This window comes from Streptomyces sp. NPDC007095, assembly GCF_040634475.1.
In the GTDB taxonomy this organism is placed as follows: Bacteria; Actinomycetota; Actinomycetes; order Streptomycetales; family Streptomycetaceae; genus Streptomyces.
The window spans coordinates 23,828-39,975 of record NZ_JBEYFS010000096.1 but is presented as its reverse complement, the minus strand read 5'-3'; the positions used below and the strand labels follow the sequence as shown (position 1 = coordinate 39,975).

The following is a 16,148-nucleotide window of genomic DNA, read 5'->3' as shown; positions in this document are numbered from 1 at the left end:
GTACGTCCAGTACGAGGACTTCCGGCCGGCACGCCGAGAGCACGCACCGGACGCCGCTCCTTGACGGGCAAACGTTGCCTGCCGCGGCACTAGGTCCGTCCCTCCCGCTCCTGTGCGTCCCTCAGTGCCGCGGACGCCGTGGCCCAGCGGGCTCGGACGACTCGGAATCCGGCCCGTTCCGCCTCGTCGCAGACGAGTTCGTCGTCGTCGACGAGGACGTGGATCTCCCGGTCGCGCGCGAGCCGGCGCAGGATGTCCAGCTTGGTGCGGCGGGCGGGCCTGCGGTCGTCGTTGCGTCGCATCCAGACACGCCCCTCGGGCAACCCCTGCGCGGCCAGCCACTCGACGGTGTCGCGGCGGCAGCGCTCGGGACGGCCGGTCAGATAGACCACCTCGCACTCCTCCGTGCTGCGCAACGCCAGGGCCACCCCCTCCGCGAGCGGCGGATCCTGCGGCGCGGCCGCGAAGAACGCGTCCCAGTCCCGCGGCTTGCGCTCCAGGAACCGCTGCCGGTGCGCGCTGTCCGCGAGCGTGCCGTCGAGGTCGAACACGGCGAGCGGCCTGCTGGTCTTCTCCCTGGTCTTCTCCGTCACGCGGACCACCCTAAACAGGGCCGCCGACACCCGGCACTCCATGGCCACCGCCCGCCCCTGTGAACCCGTAGTCCCCTCGCACCAACTTCCTTCACCACAAGCACTATTCACATCACCCAGCAAGCCCTTACCGTGATGCCTCGCACTGCTTGTTGCACAGCATGTCGCACAACATTCGGTATTTCGAACGAGAGCAGGGCGGTGAAGGGACACCACCGCCCGGTTCTTCGGCATGCGGAGGTCTTCGTGAACCCCCCACTCGACAGACGTCACTTCCTCGCCGCCACCGGCACGTCCACGGCCGCCGTGACCCTGGCCGCGGCCGGCGGCGGCACGGCCCACGCCGTGGCCGGGACCGACAGCTCGGGCGCCCCCGCCGCCCACGACGCCACAGCTCCCGTCAAGCCGTTCCCCCTCGGCTCGGTGACCCTCCTGGACAGCGCCTTCCGGGCCAACCAGCAGCGCAACTCCGCCTATCTGCGCTTCGTGGACATCGACCGGCTGCTCCACACCTTCCGTACGAACGTCGGTCTGTCCAGCAGCGCCCAGCCGTGCGGTGGCTGGGAGGGACCGAGCGTCGAGTTGCGCGGCCATTCGACCGGCCATCTGCTCTCCGGGCTCGCCCTCGCCTACGCCAGCACCGGGGAGCGGGCCCTGCGCGACAAGGGTCATCGGCTCGTCGCGGCGCTCGCCGAGTGCCAGGCCGCCTCCCCCGCCGCGGGCTTCGGCGCGGGCTATCTGTCCGCGTTCCCGGAGAGCTTCTTCGACCGCCTCGAGGCCGGGACCGGCGTATGGGCGCCGTACTACACGATCCACAAGATCATGGCCGGGCTGATCGAGCAGCACCGGCTGACCGGCAGCGGACAGGCCCTCGACGTCGTGCTGCGCCAGGCCGAGTGGGTCGAGCGGCGCACCGAGCCGCTGTCGTACGAGCAGATGCAGCGGGTGCTGGAGACGGAGTTCGGCGGCATGAACGACGTGCTCGCCGATCTGCACGCCCTCACCGGCGACACCTTGTGGCTCGCCGTCGCCGAACGTTTCACGCACGCCCGCGTCTTCGACCCGCTGGCCAGGAACGAGGACAGGCTCGCGGGACTGCACGCCAACACCCAGATCCCCAAGATGGTCGGCGCCCTGCGCCTGTGGGAGGAGGGCCTGTCCGACCGCTACCGCACGATCGCCGAGAACTTCTGGCAGATCGTCACCGGCCACCACACCTACGTGATCGGCGGGAACAGCAACGGCGAGGGCTTTCACGAACCGGACGTCATAGCGGGCCAGTTGTCCAACAACACCTGCGAGAACTGCAACAGCTACAACATGCTGAAGCTGACCCGGCTGCTGCACTTCCACACACCCCAGCGCACCGATCTGCTCGACTACTACGAGCGCACCCTGTTCAACCAGATGCTCGGTGAGCAGGACCCGGACTCGGCGCACGGCTTCAACATCTACTACACGGGCCTGGGCCCCGGCGCCTTCAAGCAGCAGCCGTCCTTCATGGGTACCGACCCGGACTCGTACTCCACCGACTACGACAACTTCTCCTGCGACCACGGCACCGGCATGGAGACGCAGGCGAAGTTCACCGACACCGTCTACTCGCACGACCGGCATCGGCTCCTGGTGAACCTGTTCATCCCGTCGCAGGTCAACTGGCGCGAGCAGAACATCACTTGGCGGCAGACCACCTCCTTCCCCGATCGGTCCTCGACCGTGCTGACCGTCACCGCCGGACGGGCCGCGCACCAACTCCTCGTCCGTATCCCGTCCTGGGCCGTGGATGCCCGCGCGACGCTCAACGGCCGCGCGCTGCCCGACCGTCCTGAGCCCGGCGGCCGGCTGACCCTCGAGCGGGAGTGGCGCGCCGGGGACCGGGTCGAGGTGTCGCTGCCCATGCGCACGGTCATCGAGCCCACGCCCGACGACCCCGACGTACAGGCGGTACTGCACGGCCCGGTGGTGCTGGCAGGGGCGTACGGGGGCCGGGCGACGCCGTGGCTGCCGCGCCTGGACACCGGATCCGTACGGCAGGAGTCAGTGGACCCGCTGCGGTTCACCGCCCGCGCCGACGGCGAGGACGTCTCACTGCTGCCGATCTCCCGGATGCACCACCAGCACTACTCCGTGTACTGGCAGACCGGTGAACCGCCGTCCCCGCCACCGGAGTTCGCCGCCTGGCACCGTTTCGACGAGACCTCCGGGACCACGGCCGCCGACGCCACCGGGAACGGGAAGGCGGCCCAGCTCGTCGGCGGTGCCGCCTGGACGGCGGCCGGCGTGAGCGGTGGAGCGGTGGCCCTCGACGGCACGGACGGGTACGTACGCCTGGCCGACGACCTCCTCGCGGGCGCAGCCGTCTACACGCTGGCCGGCTGGGTGCGACTGGACGGCCAACCCGGCCTCTGGAGCCGGGTGTTCGACCTCGGCACCGGCGTCACGGCCAACATGTTCCTCACCCCGCTCAGCGGCGACGGCACCCTCCGCTATGCCATCACCGCCGGAGGCGCGGGTGCCGAGCAGCGCATCGACGCCGCGCCGTTGCCCACCGACCGCTGGGTGCATGTGGCGGTGACGTACGGCGGCGGGACCGCAGTCCTGTACGTGGACGGGCAGGAGGCCGGACGGAACGCCCAGGTCACCGTGGACCCGCGCTACTTCGGCAACCACATCCGTGCCGGCTACCTCGGCAGGTCGCAGTATGCCGACCCCTACCTGAGGGGCGCGGTCGACGAGTTCCGTGTGTACGGCAAGACCCTCACGGCCGAGGAGGTCGCCGCTCTGGCCCAGGCCCAGGCGGCGCCACCTCGACGTGCGCGCAGGACGGGTGGGGACGCGGAGCCGTCGCACCCCCACCCGGAACGACAGAAACAAGGAGAGCCGCAAAAATGATCACCCCCGACCGGAACGCGTCCTCGACGCCGCTCAGCCCGTCCCGCCGCAGTCTGCTGCGCGCGATGGTCGCGATACCCGCAACCGCACTCGTGCTGGGCGAACTGCCCGGCCTGCTCGGCTCGGCCGCCGCGGCGGCCCCGGCCCGCGGCTCGGCCACCCGCTACACCATCGTGCCGTTCCTCAACAGCGACGACGGCACCGTGAACGTCTACCAGTCCGACGACGCGACCGACTTCCGGCTCGTCAAGGCGTCCGCCTACACCCCGCCCAGCAATCGCATCCGCGACGCCAGCGTGTTCAAGCACACCGACGGCTATTACTACATCACCTACACCACGCACACCTGGCAGGACGTCAGCACCACCATCGGCTTCGCCCGCAGCTCCGACCGGGTCAACTGGGCCTTCCTGTACGACTACACGGTCCCGCTCACCGATCTGTCCCGCGCGTGGGCCCCCGAGTGGTTCGTCGACAGCGACGGCAGCGTGAACGTCATCGTGTCCTGCTCGACCACCGACGACGAGTGGATCTTCACGCCGTATGTGATGAGGGCCGCCAACTCCGCGCTCACGGCGTGGAGTTCGCCCGTGGCTCTGTCCGGTATCGGCACCAACCACATCGACACGTTCATCGTGAAGATCGGCTCCACCTACCACGCTTTCCCGAAGAACGAGACGACGAAGTACATCGAGTACGCCACCGCGTCCAGCCTGACCGGGCCGTACACCATCACCCGCACCGGCGACTGGGCCGGCTGGGGCGGCACGCGTGAGGGTCCCTCGGTGATCCAGCTCGACAACGGGGCCTGGCGGATCTTCTTCGACGGCTACGGCGACGGCAGTTACTACTACAGCGACAGCTACGACACCTTCGCGACCTGGACCGCCCCGAAGAAGCTGCCGGGCATCTCCGGAACGGCCCGGCACTTCACCGTGATCAAGGAGACGGTGTCCGGCGGGGTGAGCCTGGCGACCGATGTCACTCGTTCCTTCCGGTCGGGCAACTACTCCGCCCGCTACTGGCAGGAGCAGTCCGCGCTGCTCAACCTGCCCGTGGTCACCGACTCCAGCACCACCGCGGAGAAGCAGGCGTCCACCTTCACCGTGGTACCGGGCCTCGCCGACGCGAACGCCTGCTCCTTCCGGGACGCGGCGGGCAACTACCTGCGCCACTGGGACTTCCGGGGCCGCTTCGACGCCAACGACGGTACGTCGACGTTCGCCAAGGACGCCACGTTCGTCATCCGCACCGGCACCCCCGACGGCACTGTCCGCTTCGAGTCGTACAACTACCCGGGCTACTACCTGCGCCACTACGACTACCAGCTCCGAGTGGACGTGTCGGACGGCACCGACCTCTTCCGCCAGGACAGCTCCTTCGTGCCCGTGACGGCCTGGGCATGACCTCCGCAGCCTCAGCCGCAGCCGCAGCTTCAGCCGAAGAAGAGAGGAAGATGCACCCGATGAGCGACCGCCCCAGCCCCCTCCAGCCGTCCCGCCGCACCGTGCTGGGGGCGATGGCCGCCCTCACCGCCTCCTTCGCGATCGGCGCCCCGTCCGCGCGCGCCGCGACCGGGTCCGCCTACGTGATGGGCTACTTCACCGAGTCCCCGAACGGCCTCGGGGACGACTACGGCCTCCACCTGGCCGTCAGCACCGACTCGCTCCAGTGGATGCCGCTGAACCAGAACAACCCGGTCGTGACCCCGACCGGGGGCACCGGCGGTCTGCGTGACCCGTTCGTCCTGCGCAAGCAGGACGGCACGTTCGTGGTGCTGGCCACCGACCTCAAGGGCACCGACTGGAGCCTGCAGAGCCAGTACATCCATGTCTGGGACTCCGCCGACCTGCGCTCCTTCACCGGCTACCGGCGACTGAAGCTGCACGACATGGCCACCCACAGCTGGGCTCCGGAGGCGTACTGGGACGCGGGACGCGGCCAGTACGGGATCATCTACTCGGCCGTCAACTCCACGGGCCACAACGTCATCATGGTGAACTACACCACCGACTTCGTGACCGCGTCGACGGCGCAGGTCTTCTTCGACCCCGGCTACGACATCATCGACGGCGACCTGGCCGTGGGCGTCGGCGGAGTCAACTACCTTTACTTCAAGAAGGACCAGACGCTGGTGGGCGCCAAGTCGACCTCCTTGGACCCGGGCAGCTTCAGCGTGTTCAGCACACCCGTCGCGCACGGCGGCACCGAGGCCCCGATCCTCGTGAAGTCCCAGACGTCGAGCACTTGGTACCTCTGGGGAGACACCTACACCCCGAACGGGGTCTTCTACGCCTGGCAGACGAGCGACCTGGCCGCCGGCACCTGGACCGCCGTCGACCAGCGGCTCTACACCCAGCCGGTCAACTCCAAGCACGGCACCATCCAGCCGATCACCACCACCGAGTACGACAACCTCGTGGCGGCGTACGGAAAGCCCAGCTGGAACCGCATCAAGTCCTACAACTACCCGGACCGTTACGTCCGCCACGCGAACTACGTCGGCAGGATCGACGCCTACCCGTTCGACCCGTACACCGACGCGGAGTGGAAGCTCGTGCCGGGGCTCGCCGACAGCTCCGGGGTGTCCTTCCAGTCCGTCAGCTATCCCACGCGCTATCTGCGGCACTACAACTACCAGCTGCAACTGGACGTCAACGACAGCACGACGACGTTCGCGCAGGACGCCACATTCTACCGGACCGCGGGCCTGGCCGACACCTCCTGGTCATCTTTCCGCTCCTTCAACTATCCGGACCGTCACATCCGCCACGCAGACTACGTCCTGCGCATCGATCCCATCTCCACCAGCACCGAGAAGGCCGACGCCACGTTCTCGGTCGGCTACTGACCCCCTTCATCCCCTCCTCCCCAGTCCCCAGGAGACACCCCCATGTCACCTCTCCGAAGACTTCTCGCCACGCTGGCCGCGGCCGCCGCGGCCCTCGGCGGACTCACGGCGACCGCCCCCGCCGCGGCGGCCGCCGACTCGGGCACGTTCAACGTGCTCAGCTACAACGTGGCCGGACTCCCCGAGAGCCTCTCCAGCGCCTCGACCCCGCGCGACACCAGCACCACGGCGATAGGCCAGCGGCTCGGCCCGTACGACATCGTCCACGTGGAGGAGGACTTCAACTACCACTCCTATCTCTACGCCGGCGACACCACGCACGCCTACCGCACACCCACCAGCGGCGGCGCCGGGATCGGCAGCGGGCTCAACACCCTGTCGAAGATCTCCTACGACACCGACGACTTCGAGCGGGTGCACTGGAACTCCTGCCAGATCGACTCGGGTGACTGCCTGACCCCCAAGGGCTTCACGTTCATGCGGGAGCGGCTGGCCGAGGGCGTCTACGTCGACTTCTACAACCTGCACACCAACGCGGGCACGAACGACGGCGACCTGGCCTCGCGGGCGGACAACCTCAACCAGCTCACGGCCTTCATCCAGAGCCACTCCAAGGGCAACGCCGTCGTGGTCATGGGTGACACCAACACCCGCTACACGCGCACCGGCGACACGATCGCCGAGTTCGACGCGGCCAACGGCCTGACCGACGCCTGGGTCAAGCTCATCCGCGGCGGCACCCCGCCCGCCAAGGGCAGCGATGCGCTGGTCTGCGACCAGACCGGTGCCACCGTGCCCAACACCTGCGAGGTCGTGGACAAGATCCTCTACCGCGGCAGCAAGCTGGTCACGCTCGACGCCACGAGCTACAACAACGAGCACGCGAGCTTCCTGACCTCGGACGGGCTGATGCTCTCCGACCACGACCCGATCACCGCCAAGTTCACCTGGTCGCGCAACTCCGCCTTCCAGCTGAGCGACCAGTTCGGCGGCCCGCACGGGGACTATTTCAACGACATCGACAGTGTGCCGGCGGGGGCCAGGGCGTCCACCCTCACGCTGCGCAGCGGCTCGCGCGTCGACCAGATGGGACTGACGCTGAGCAACGGCACGACGCTGACCCACGGTGGTACGGGCGGCACCGCCTCGTCGCTCACGCTCGGCAGCGGCGAGTACGTCACCTCGGCGCAGCTGTGCCAGGGCGTGAAGGACGGCAACACCCGGATCTTCTACGCCAAGTTCACCACCAACCTCGGCAACAGCCTGGCGGGCGGTACGACGACCTCGGACTGTGTGACCCGCACGGCGCCGTCGGGCTGGCAGGTCGCCGGGTTCCACGGCCGCACCGGCGACGAGGTCGACAAGATCGGCTTCATCTACACCCAGCGCTGACCGGACACGGCCGAGCCCGTGGCTCCTGGTGTGCGCACACCAGGAGCCACGGGCTCACCTGCTCACCTGCTCACCTGCTCACCTGCTCACCTGCTCACCTGCTCACCTGCTCACCTGCGAGGCTCGGCTCGCTCACGAGGAGAGCCACTCGGTGGCGTTCAGCGCGAGCGCGGCGTTGGTGGCGCCGGTGTCGTTCCAGCCGTCGTACAGGGTGTTGCCGGACTGGCCGGTGCCGTCGTCGATCGGCGAACTGTCGCCCCAGAAGGCGACCTTGCCGCTGCCGAAGGTGCTGGTGGCGAAGAAGGCCCCGGTGTTGCCCGAGTAGCCGGAGCGGTAGAGCAGGCCCTTGACCGCCGAGTTGTCGGCGGGCTTCAGCGTGGCCGTCGTACCGTTGGCGATGAGGCTCTTGGTCACGGTGCCGAACGAGCCGTGCAGGACCGCGTTGGTGCTGTCGCTGATGGCCGCGGGGTAGCCCGAGCTGATGTTCAGCGAGTCTATGGAGAAGCCGAACGGGTCGGTGGAGTCGACGCTGTTGTTGGTCATCAGGTCGTTGAGGATCTTCACCGCGTCGTAGCCGTCGCTGTTGCGGTCGGCGCCGGTGTGGTCGGAGATCATGAACAGACCGCCGCCGTTCTTCACGAACGTCATGATCGCGGTCTTCTCGGCTGTGGTGAAGAGCGTGTTGGGCTCGGGCAGCACCAGCGTGTCGAAGTTCGACAGGTCGGTGGCCGAGGTACCGCCGTACGTCAGCTTGGAGCCCGAAGGCAGCGTGTCCAGGCTGTAGTCGCCGCTCTTCTGCAGGGCCACGCCCCACGAGGAGAGCGCGCCGGTCCAGTCGGTCTCGGAGGACGGCGAGGAGTCCTCGTTCAGCGGGTTCGGCTGGCTGGTGGAGATGATCCAGTCGGCGTTGCCCGCCGTCTCCGCGTGGCCGTTGTCGAACAGGACGCGATGGGTGGTGGCCGCGTGCGCGGGGGCGGCGGTGGTCGTCTGGAGCGCGGCTCCCGTGAGCAGCACGCCGAGCGCGGTGAGGGCGACGGCGAGTCTGTGGCGGGGCCTTGTGGGGGTGAGCATCCGGCTTTCCTCCATGGGTGGGGGCGGGGGAAGGGGCGGTGCGGGGCGCCGATCTGCGCGCGTAGAACGGCCGTTGAACGACTGCCGTCCGACACACCGGTGGACGCTACAGACATGATCAAGGCCGCCGGGAGGCCCTGCCGCGACTTATCATCAACCTCTTACCTTGCGCCACAACCGGCGCAGGATTCTGGCCAGTTGGCAACTCGCGCGGTGGCTGACCGCCGCAGTCGCCCGGTGATCCGTCAGGACGCGTCGACCAGCCAGGGCCTGACCTGCCTGCGCGCCTCGTGCAGCCGGGACTTGAGCGTGCCGAGCGGAATGCCGACGCGCTCGGCGACCTCGGCGTACTCCAGCTGACAGATGTCCCGGTAGACCAACGGCGCCACCAGATGCGGGTGTTCACGCTCCAGACGCTCCAGAGCCTCCAGGAGGTCGATGCGGGATCCGGCGATCACGCTCGTGGTGCGCGGGTCGACGTGCTGCGAGGCGTCGATGACGTCCGGCTGCTCGGCGGCCCGCCGCTTCAGCTCGCGGTACTTCTGACGAGCGCAGTTGGCGACGACCGTGTAGAGCCAGGTGCTGAACCGGCTGCGCCCCTCGAATGAGGTGATCTTCCGCGCCACCTGGAGGAGGACGTCCTGCGCCGCCTCCTCGGCGTCCTCGCGACAGGGCAGGAAGCGCCCGCAGCGCCGCACGACCTCCGGTCGGATCCCCTGGAGCAGCAGGTCAAGGGCTTCCGGATCACCCGAGGCCGCGCGCAACGCGAGCTCCTCGGTCGCCGCCGCGTCCTGCACTGGGTGCTCCCCTCGGTGTCGATCAGAGGCCAGGCATCATAGTTGCATGGACTGCCTCGGCCTGCTCTTGGGCGGCACGGAGGGCGTCCTTGCCCAATGGCCCTGAGAGCGGGCAGAGCGGCCGAGCCGCATCACGGAACGGAGCAGGGTGGACGGTCCGATCCCGCCATAGGCGTGCTGAGGGGTTCCCGCGGACATCTGGCTCGATCAGGCGGTCCGGGAGTTCAGCCCTGACTGCCCCGGTTCAGCAGAGCAGTCGTCCGTGCCCATGCCACACGGAGTGTGATCCGGATGGTGGTCGGAGGAGGAAGTGGAGGCGACGTGGGTCTGGCCCGTCAACAGCTTCTCGGAGCCGACCGTCCTGCCGCTGACGGCGGCGAACCTGCGCATGCCTCCGGTCTGTGCCGTGTCGCCGTCGAGAGCGTCGGCGCGGATGTGGTGCAGGCGGGTGTGCAGGGCCGCCACCGGATGCCCGGCGACGTCGTGGAGGTGGGGGACGACCGGGACGCGATTCGCGTGGGCCGGGATCACCGGGTCGAGACGGCGCCGGAGGCGACCCCAGGCCTCTGCCTCCAGGGCGGGACCGAGCACGCCCACGGACTGATCAGCACCCTGCTGTCGACCGTCGCGGTCCGGACGGACGAGATCCACTGTTCCGTGCCGGCCGGGCGGACGAACGGACTGACCCCGCCAGGACTCAGGGTCCGGACGGCAAGATCCCGCCCGGACTCTGAGGTTCGCCTCCGAACACGCGTCAGGTCCTGCATCCCGGCGTCAGTACGGCCCATGGGTCCAGCGGCCGTCGGTCATCGTGGCGTGCACGGGCATCGTGCGCAGGGTGTCCGTGTCGGCCTTCAGCGGGTCCACGTCCACGACCACCAGGTCGGCGGGGTCCCCGACCCTGATGAGCCGGCGCCCGCGGGCCGCCGCGACGAGCGCGTCCGGGACGGACAGGCGCTGCTCCGGGTGCCACGCGGGGCGCTCGTCATCGGTACGGCTGACGGCCGACGCGATGGCGAGCCAGGGGTCGAGCGGCGAGACCGGGGCGTCCGAACCGAACTCCAGACGGGCGCCGGCGGCCAGCAGATCGGCGTAGGCGAAGGCCCGCTCGGTGCGCCCGGCCCAGTGCCGGTCCGCCACATCACGGTCGTCCGTCGCGTGCCGGGGCTGCACCCCCGCCGTCACTCCCAACCGCGCGAATCTCGGGAGGACTTCGGGACTCAGCAACTGCGCGTGCTCGATCCGGCCGCGGCAGCGCACCGCCTCGAAGGCGTCCAGGGCCACGGTGTTGGCACGGTCGCCGATGGCATGCACCGCTGGTTCGATGCCGTGCGCGGCGGCGCGCCGCATGAGCCGCACCAGCTCCTGTGGTGACGTCTCCTCGATACCGTGGGAACCGTCCGTGCCCGCCAGCCCCGGATAGGGATCGCGGCACAGGGCGGTACGGGTGTTGAGCGAGCCGTCGGTGAAGAGCTTCAGCGGGCCCACCCGCAGCAGCCCTCCACCCACACCGAGTTCGGCTCCCGTGCGCAGTCCGCGCTCCACTGCCGTGTCCAGGCGGCTCGGATAGACGGCGGCCGCCACCCGCACGGCGGGCGGGGACTCGGCCGAGCGCCGCTCCCAGTCCGCGACCGTGTCGCCGTACTGGAAGTCGATGACACCGGTGACCCCGCGCGCGGCGGCGGCCTCGCAGGCGTTCGCGATCCAGCCGTCGACCACCTCGGCCGGCGCCGCCGGGAGGGCGGACAGGACCTCGTGGCACTCGTGTTCCCTGACAAGGCCGCTGGGATGGTCGCCCCGGCCGACGAGCGCGAGGCAGGCGGAGTTCAGCCATGCGGCATGCAGATCGGCGCTGACCAGGGCGACCGGCCGGTCGGGCAGGACCGCGTCGAGCAGCCGCTTGTGCGGGGCGTCGGGCCACAGCCCGTCCCGGAACCCGTACCCGAAGAGCACCGTGCCGTCGGACGCCCCGCCGCCGCGTTCCCGCACGATGTCGGCCACCGCCCGCGCGGAGGCGGTGCCGGACAGGTCGAGCCGGTGACGGGCGCTCGCCCACTCCGCCATATGGACATGGGCGTCCCACAAGCCCGGCAGCAGCACTCGTCCCTCCAGATCGAGGACCCGCTCACCGCCGGCCGGCATCGCTCGCCCCCTGGTGCCCTCCTCCGCGACGACATGGGTGACTCTGCCGCCCGCCACCCGCAGGCGGGCGAGCGGGCCACCCGCGCCGAGCCGCACCCGGTCGAGTATCAGCGCGGTCGCCGGGGACAGGTCTCCTCCTGGGAGCCCGCGCCGAGCGCTTACGAAGTCCGCCATGAAGCCTCCATCTGCGACGTACCTCTCTGATCCTCCCCCGCCCGGCGGGTGTTGGCCGCCGACGAGACCCTCGATACCGGGGAACGGCCCCCTCCGCACGGTGCCGCGTGCTCGGCGGCCGACCCGACCGGTAGGCTTCAACAGCCCGACCGTTGCCAGGAGCAGCACCCCGTCTGAGGACAGCGGCCACAGCGCCGTGCTCGTGGCATCCGCCCCGCCCTGGAGAGCAAATGCCCGCTGGTGAACAGATGCCAGGCCATCTCGACCGTGGTCGAACCCACTGGCTCACGGGCTTTCCGGCGGGTCGTCCATGCTGAGGGATCCCCTCGATCGGATCGGCCGCTACCGTCTGGACCGGCGTCTCGGCGCGGGTGGCTTCGGCGTCGTGTGGCTCGCCCACGACGAGGTGCTCGAGGCCGTCGTAGCCCTGAAGGTACTGTCCGACAACTGGGCCGACCACCTCGACGTCCGCGAACGTTTCCTCTCCGAGGCCCGGCTGCTGCGCAAGGCCGACTCGAACCGGGTCGTCCAGGTCTACGACATCGGTGAACTCCCCGACGGCAGGCCCTACTTCGTCATGGAGTACGCCGACGGAGGCACCCTCGCCGACCGGATCGAGGCCGGGCCGCTGCCCATCGCCGAGGCGCTGCGCCTGACGGCCCTCGCGGCGCGGGGCGCGGCCGCGCTGCACGAGGCCGGGATCGTGCACCGCGACATCAAGCCGTCCAACATACTGCTGCGCACCTCGTCCGGCGGCGCCGACCGCGTCCTGCTCGCCGACCTCGGGCTCGCCAAGAGCCTGGCGCAGGCTTCCGGGCTGACGATGGCGGCGGGTTCCGCGGGCTACACCCCGCCCGAGCAGGCCCAGCCCGGTTCGGGCATCGACGCGCGGGCCGATGTGTACAGCCTCGGCGCCCTGGGCTACCACCTGGTCACGGGGTCGGTCCCCGGGCCGCCCGGCAAGGTCGTACGACCCGAGCGACTCCGTACGGATCTGGCTCCGGACGTGCAGCGGGCTCTGCTGCGCGCCATGGAACCCGACCGCGAGCGGCGCTGGCCCACGGCGCTGAGCCTGGCCGTGGAGTTGGAACGGCTGGCCGAACAGGTGTCGATGGGGGCGGTCCGCGTGCCTCGGCGCCGTCGGCGGACCGTGCTGGTGGCCGTGGCCGTGGCCGCCGCGGTCGTGGTCGGCGCGGCCGGTGTGACCGCCTCGCTCCTGACACGGCGGTCCGACGCCCCGTCCGTGACGGTCGAGGACGCCTCCGGGCAGGTCTCGGTCGCGGTTCCGCACGGGTGGGGCCGTCAACTGCGCGACTCCGGGTGGAATCCGCGGACCGTGGGCCTGTCGGACACGCACGAACCGGGTCTCGCCGTCGCGGACGACCTGGCGAAGTGGCAGAACCTGCGCTCGGGCGTGGACGGGGTGTTCGTCGGACTGAGCGAACACGGCGACGTGCGCGGCAGGGTCGGGGCGATCGCCCACACCGACTGCCACTACGAGGGCAGCCACACCTATACGGGCACGCGCTGGCACGGGCTGATCCGGACCTGGAACGCCTGTCCGGGAGGCCATGGCTCGCTCACGGAGGCGGGGCTCAGCTCGGCGGGTTCAGCGGGCGGGAACCAGCAGCCACAGCTGTACGTCCAGATCCGCCAGACCGCCGGCAGCGCCGCGACGACCGACCGGGTACTCGGCTCCATACGGACCGGAGACTGACGAGCGGGAGACTGACGAGCGGCGCCGAGGCCCGCGAGGCCCGGATCACGGTCCCTGTTCCGGGGTCCGCGGAAATCGCGCGCCCGGTCCGCGAACTTTTTCGCGTGCCCGAGCATCGGACACTGGTGACAGAGCACAGAGCGCCGTTCGCACGCCGAGTCAGCGCGCGTGCGGCGAATTCCAAGGAGTGTTGACATGGCGACCTTCCGGCCCGGCGACGCGGTTCCCGTCCGCCGCCCGTCCTCCCCCACCCACAGGGCAGCGCTGGTCGCGGGTGTCGCGCTGCTCGGCCTGCTCACGGCCTGCGGCACCGACCACGGCGCCCCCACTCCTCCGCAGAAGCTCTCCGGCACGGCCGAGCCGGCTTCCGGCGACAAGACCACGGACACCACCGGTACGGGCGCCGGCCCGACCGGTTCCTCCACGCCCTCGGCAGCGGCCTCGAACTCGTCGTCGACCGGGAGCGGCTCGTCCGGCAGTACCCGGTGCCACACCTCGGAACTGCGCGCGACGGTCGGCGGCAACAATCCGGGCGCCGGTCAGGAGAACTTCCCCGTCGTCCTCACCAACATCTCCCACCGCACCTGCACCCTGCGCGGCTTCCCCGGGGCGGCGTTCGTCAACGCGTCGGGCAAGCAGCTCGGGCCCGACCCGAAGCGCTCCGCCGGTACGCCGACGACGGTCACGCTGACGCCGGGGCGGAGCGCGTGGGCGGGGCTGACGTTCTCCAATCCGGAGATCAGCGGCGCTAAGACGGCGACACCCGCCACGCTGATCGTCACGCCGCCCGACGAGCGGGACCCGCTCAAGGTGGCGTGGCAGGGGGGCGAGGTACCGGTGTCCGGAAACGCCTCCTCGGTGTCCCTGACGGTCGTCCACTCAGGCACCGGAGCCTGACCCCACCTGTCCCGCTCTCCGCCGGCCCGCCTTCCCCGCCCCGCCATCTGTCACGAAGACGGCGGGGCGGAGAACTGCTGCGGGCGTACCGAGTCGTAGCGAGCGCCGGCGAGGCCGGCGAGGCCGGCGACGAGGACTCGCTCCCCAAGGCTCACCCCCTCAGTCGCCCGGAACGGTTTGTCACGGAACAGCAACACGTGCCGATCCCTGCGACCTTTCCCGACGATCCACGCATCACACCGTTTGACGCACCCCGCAGAGCGGCGCGTCACAGGAACGGAAGCTCCCGCCCGCGGGTGGGAGCCGGATCAAGGACATCGGGGGTTCAACATGACCGGCATCTCACGCAGGCATCTGCTGGCCGCGACGGCATCGGCGGGCGCGCTGGGCGGCCTGGGCGCGCTCTCCGCCTGCTCGGCGAACGACTGGTCCGTGGGCAGCAGTGGGAAGGGGGACACGATCGGCAAGTCCCCCAAGCCGAAGCTGATCGGCGACGGCTCCACCGCCGACACCGGGGCCCAGCCCAAGCAGCCGAAGGCCGAGCGGCTGAAGCCGGGCGAGCGCCCGCCGCAGTTCGTGGTCTTCTCCTGGGACGGCGCGGGCGAGCTCAGCAACAAGCTGTTCTCCCGCTTCCGCAAGGTCGCCGCCGACCACGGCGCCTCGATGACGTTCTTCCTCAGCGGCATCTACACGCTGCCCGAGTCGAAGAAGCACCTCTACAGCCCGCCCCAGCACCCCGTGGGCGCCTCCGCGATCGGCTACCTCTCCGACCGGCACATCCACTCCACGATCCAGCAGATCCGGGCCGCCTGGCTGGAGGGCCACGAGATCGGCACCCACTTCAACGGCCATTTCTGCGGCGCGGACGGGGTGCGCCGCTGGTCCCCCGCCGAGTGGCGCAGCGAGATCGCCCAGGCGAAGAAGTTCGTCACCGAGTGGAAGACCAACACCGGCTTCACCGACCTCGATCCGTTCCCCTTCGATTACGAGAAGGAGCTGATCGGCGGCCGCGCCCCGTGTCTGGAGGGCCAGTCCAACCTGCTGCCGACCGCCGCCGCCCTCGGCTGGAAGTACGACGCGAGCAGCCCCGGCGGCCTGCAGATGTGGCCCGGCAAGGTCCAGGGCGGCAAGGTCTGGGACTTCCCGCTGCAGTCCATACCCTTCCCCGGCCACTCCTTCCAGGTCCTGTCGATGGACTACAACCTGATGGCCAACCAGTCCCACGCCAACCCGCTCGGGGACAAGTCCATGTACGACGCCTGGCGTGCCCAGGCCCGCGACAGTTACCTCGCCGGCTTCCGCCGCGCCTACGAGAGCAACCGCGCCCCCTTCTTCATCGGCAACCACTTCGAACGCTGGAACGGGGGAATATACATGGACGCGGTCGAGCAGGCCATCGAGCAGATCGCCGGGCACGACGACGTGCGCCTGGTCTCCTTCCGCCAGCTCGTCCAGTGGCTGGAGGCCCAGGACCCGGCCGTACTGCGCAAGCTGCGTACCCTCAACCCCGGGCAGTCGCCCCTCGGCGGCTGGGCGGAGTTCCTGGGCACGGCGGCCTCGCAGTCGGCCACGGCGAGTTCCTGACGACTCGGGCGTCGGCTACAACTCCGCGCACGACCGCG

Annotated in this window: 11 protein-coding genes and 2 pseudogenes; 8 read left to right on the top strand and 5 right to left on the bottom strand. The window is 70.0% G+C overall.

All coding sequences use genetic code 11. The features are described from left to right. Positions 1-89: 89 nt before the first annotated feature. Positions 90-602, bottom strand: coding sequence for a hypothetical protein (locus tag ABZ656_RS29365; RefSeq protein ID WP_180362390.1), 513 nt, complete (start codon positions 600-602; stop codon positions 90-92). A 237-nt stretch (positions 603-839) separates the two neighbouring features. Here ABZ656_RS29365 and ABZ656_RS29360 point away from each other — a divergent pair, with 237 nt between their 5' ends. The 4 genes from ABZ656_RS29360 to ABZ656_RS29345 are packed head-to-tail and all read left to right on the top strand — an operon-like array spanning position 840 to position 7,728. Then, positions 840-3,485 carry a beta-L-arabinofuranosidase domain-containing protein gene (locus tag ABZ656_RS29360; protein WP_360271483.1) on the top strand — a complete coding sequence of 882 codons (2,646 nt, stop codon included), beginning with the start codon at positions 840-842 and terminating at the stop codon, positions 3,483-3,485. Further along, the gene (locus tag ABZ656_RS29355; RefSeq protein WP_101402375.1) at positions 3,482-4,891 is read left to right on the top strand and encodes a glycoside hydrolase family 43 protein; all 1,410 of its coding nucleotides are present in this window, start codon (positions 3,482-3,484) and stop codon (positions 4,889-4,891) included. Before ABZ656_RS29360 ends, ABZ656_RS29355 begins: the two co-directional genes overlap by 4 nt. A 59-nt stretch (positions 4,892-4,950) precedes the next feature. Beyond that, entirely contained in the window at positions 4,951-6,336 is a 1,386-nt protein-coding gene (locus ABZ656_RS29350) for a glycoside hydrolase family 43 protein (RefSeq protein WP_101403963.1), read from the top strand. Between the two features lie 42 nt (positions 6,337-6,378). Continuing rightward, entirely contained in the window at positions 6,379-7,728 is a 1,350-nt protein-coding gene (locus ABZ656_RS29345; RefSeq protein ID WP_360271480.1) for a jacalin-like lectin, read from the top strand. A 132-nt stretch (positions 7,729-7,860) separates the two neighbouring features. Here the strand turns inward: ABZ656_RS29345 and ABZ656_RS29340 are convergent, their stop codons facing one another. The 3 genes and pseudogenes from ABZ656_RS29340 to ABZ656_RS29330 all read right to left on the bottom strand — a co-directional run. After that, positions 7,861-8,799: a hydrolase gene (locus ABZ656_RS29340; RefSeq protein WP_101402373.1), complete on the bottom strand. Its 939-nt coding sequence runs from the start codon at positions 8,797-8,799 to the stop codon at positions 7,861-7,863. A 245-nt stretch (positions 8,800-9,044) separates the two neighbouring features. Then, positions 9,045-9,596, bottom strand: a complete 552-nt coding sequence (locus ABZ656_RS29335; protein ID WP_101402372.1) for an RNA polymerase sigma factor — start codon at positions 9,594-9,596, stop codon at positions 9,045-9,047. A gap of 291 nt (positions 9,597-9,887) precedes the next feature. Then, a pseudogene (locus ABZ656_RS29330) lies at positions 9,888-10,061 on the bottom strand (cupin); the annotation flags it as partial. Between the two features lie 24 nt (positions 10,062-10,085). On the opposite strand from ABZ656_RS29330, the pseudogene ABZ656_RS29325 reads away from it, so the two are divergent. Next, a pseudogene (locus tag ABZ656_RS29325) lies at positions 10,086-10,268 on the top strand (L-lysine 6-monooxygenase); the annotation flags it as partial. 102 nt (positions 10,269-10,370) lie between these two features. Here the strand turns inward: ABZ656_RS29325 and ABZ656_RS29320 are convergent. Continuing rightward, positions 10,371-11,912 carry an amidohydrolase gene (locus tag ABZ656_RS29320; RefSeq protein ID WP_360271477.1) on the bottom strand — a complete coding sequence of 514 codons (1,542 nt, stop codon included), beginning with the start codon at positions 11,910-11,912 and terminating at the stop codon, positions 10,371-10,373. A gap of 310 nt (positions 11,913-12,222) precedes the next feature. On the opposite strand from ABZ656_RS29320, the gene ABZ656_RS29315 reads away from it, so the two are divergent. The 3 genes from ABZ656_RS29315 to ABZ656_RS29305 all read left to right on the top strand — a co-directional run bounded on the left by ABZ656_RS29315 (position 12,223) and on the right by ABZ656_RS29305 (position 16,110). After that, positions 12,223-13,629: a serine/threonine-protein kinase gene (locus tag ABZ656_RS29315; RefSeq protein ID WP_360271475.1), complete on the top strand. Its 1,407-nt coding sequence runs from the start codon at positions 12,223-12,225 to the stop codon at positions 13,627-13,629. Positions 13,630-13,824: 195 nt separating this feature from the next. After that, positions 13,825-14,526 carry a DUF4232 domain-containing protein gene (locus tag ABZ656_RS29310; RefSeq protein WP_101402369.1) on the top strand — a complete coding sequence of 234 codons (702 nt, stop codon included), beginning with the start codon at positions 13,825-13,827 and terminating at the stop codon, positions 14,524-14,526. Between the two features lie 330 nt (positions 14,527-14,856). After that, positions 14,857-16,110: a hypothetical protein gene (locus ABZ656_RS29305; protein ID WP_180362210.1), complete on the top strand. Its 1,254-nt coding sequence runs from the start codon at positions 14,857-14,859 to the stop codon at positions 16,108-16,110. Positions 16,111-16,148: the final 38 nt, after the last annotated feature.

Bases quoted from the DNA above. Each gene is read 5' to 3' on its own strand.
- ABZ656_RS29355 (WP_101402375.1), top strand. From the start codon at position 3,482: ATGATCACCCCCGACCGGAACGCGTCCTCGACGCCGCTCAGCCCGTCC.
- ABZ656_RS29350 (WP_101403963.1), top strand. From the start codon at position 4,951: ATGAGCGACCGCCCCAGCCCCCTCCAGCCGTCCCGCCGCACCGTGCTG.
- ABZ656_RS29345 (WP_360271480.1), top strand. From the start codon at position 6,379: ATGTCACCTCTCCGAAGACTTCTCGCCACGCTGGCCGCGGCCGCCGCG.
- ABZ656_RS29340 (WP_101402373.1), bottom strand. From the start codon at position 8,799: ATGCTCACCCCCACAAGGCCCCGCCACAGACTCGCCGTCGCCCTCACC.
- ABZ656_RS29320 (WP_360271477.1), bottom strand. From the start codon at position 11,912: ATGGCGGACTTCGTAAGCGCTCGGCGCGGGCTCCCAGGAGGAGACCTG.
- ABZ656_RS29315 (WP_360271475.1), top strand. From the start codon at position 12,223: ATGCTGAGGGATCCCCTCGATCGGATCGGCCGCTACCGTCTGGACCGG.
- ABZ656_RS29310 (WP_101402369.1), top strand. From the start codon at position 13,825: ATGGCGACCTTCCGGCCCGGCGACGCGGTTCCCGTCCGCCGCCCGTCC.
- ABZ656_RS29305 (WP_180362210.1), top strand. From the start codon at position 14,857: ATGACCGGCATCTCACGCAGGCATCTGCTGGCCGCGACGGCATCGGCG.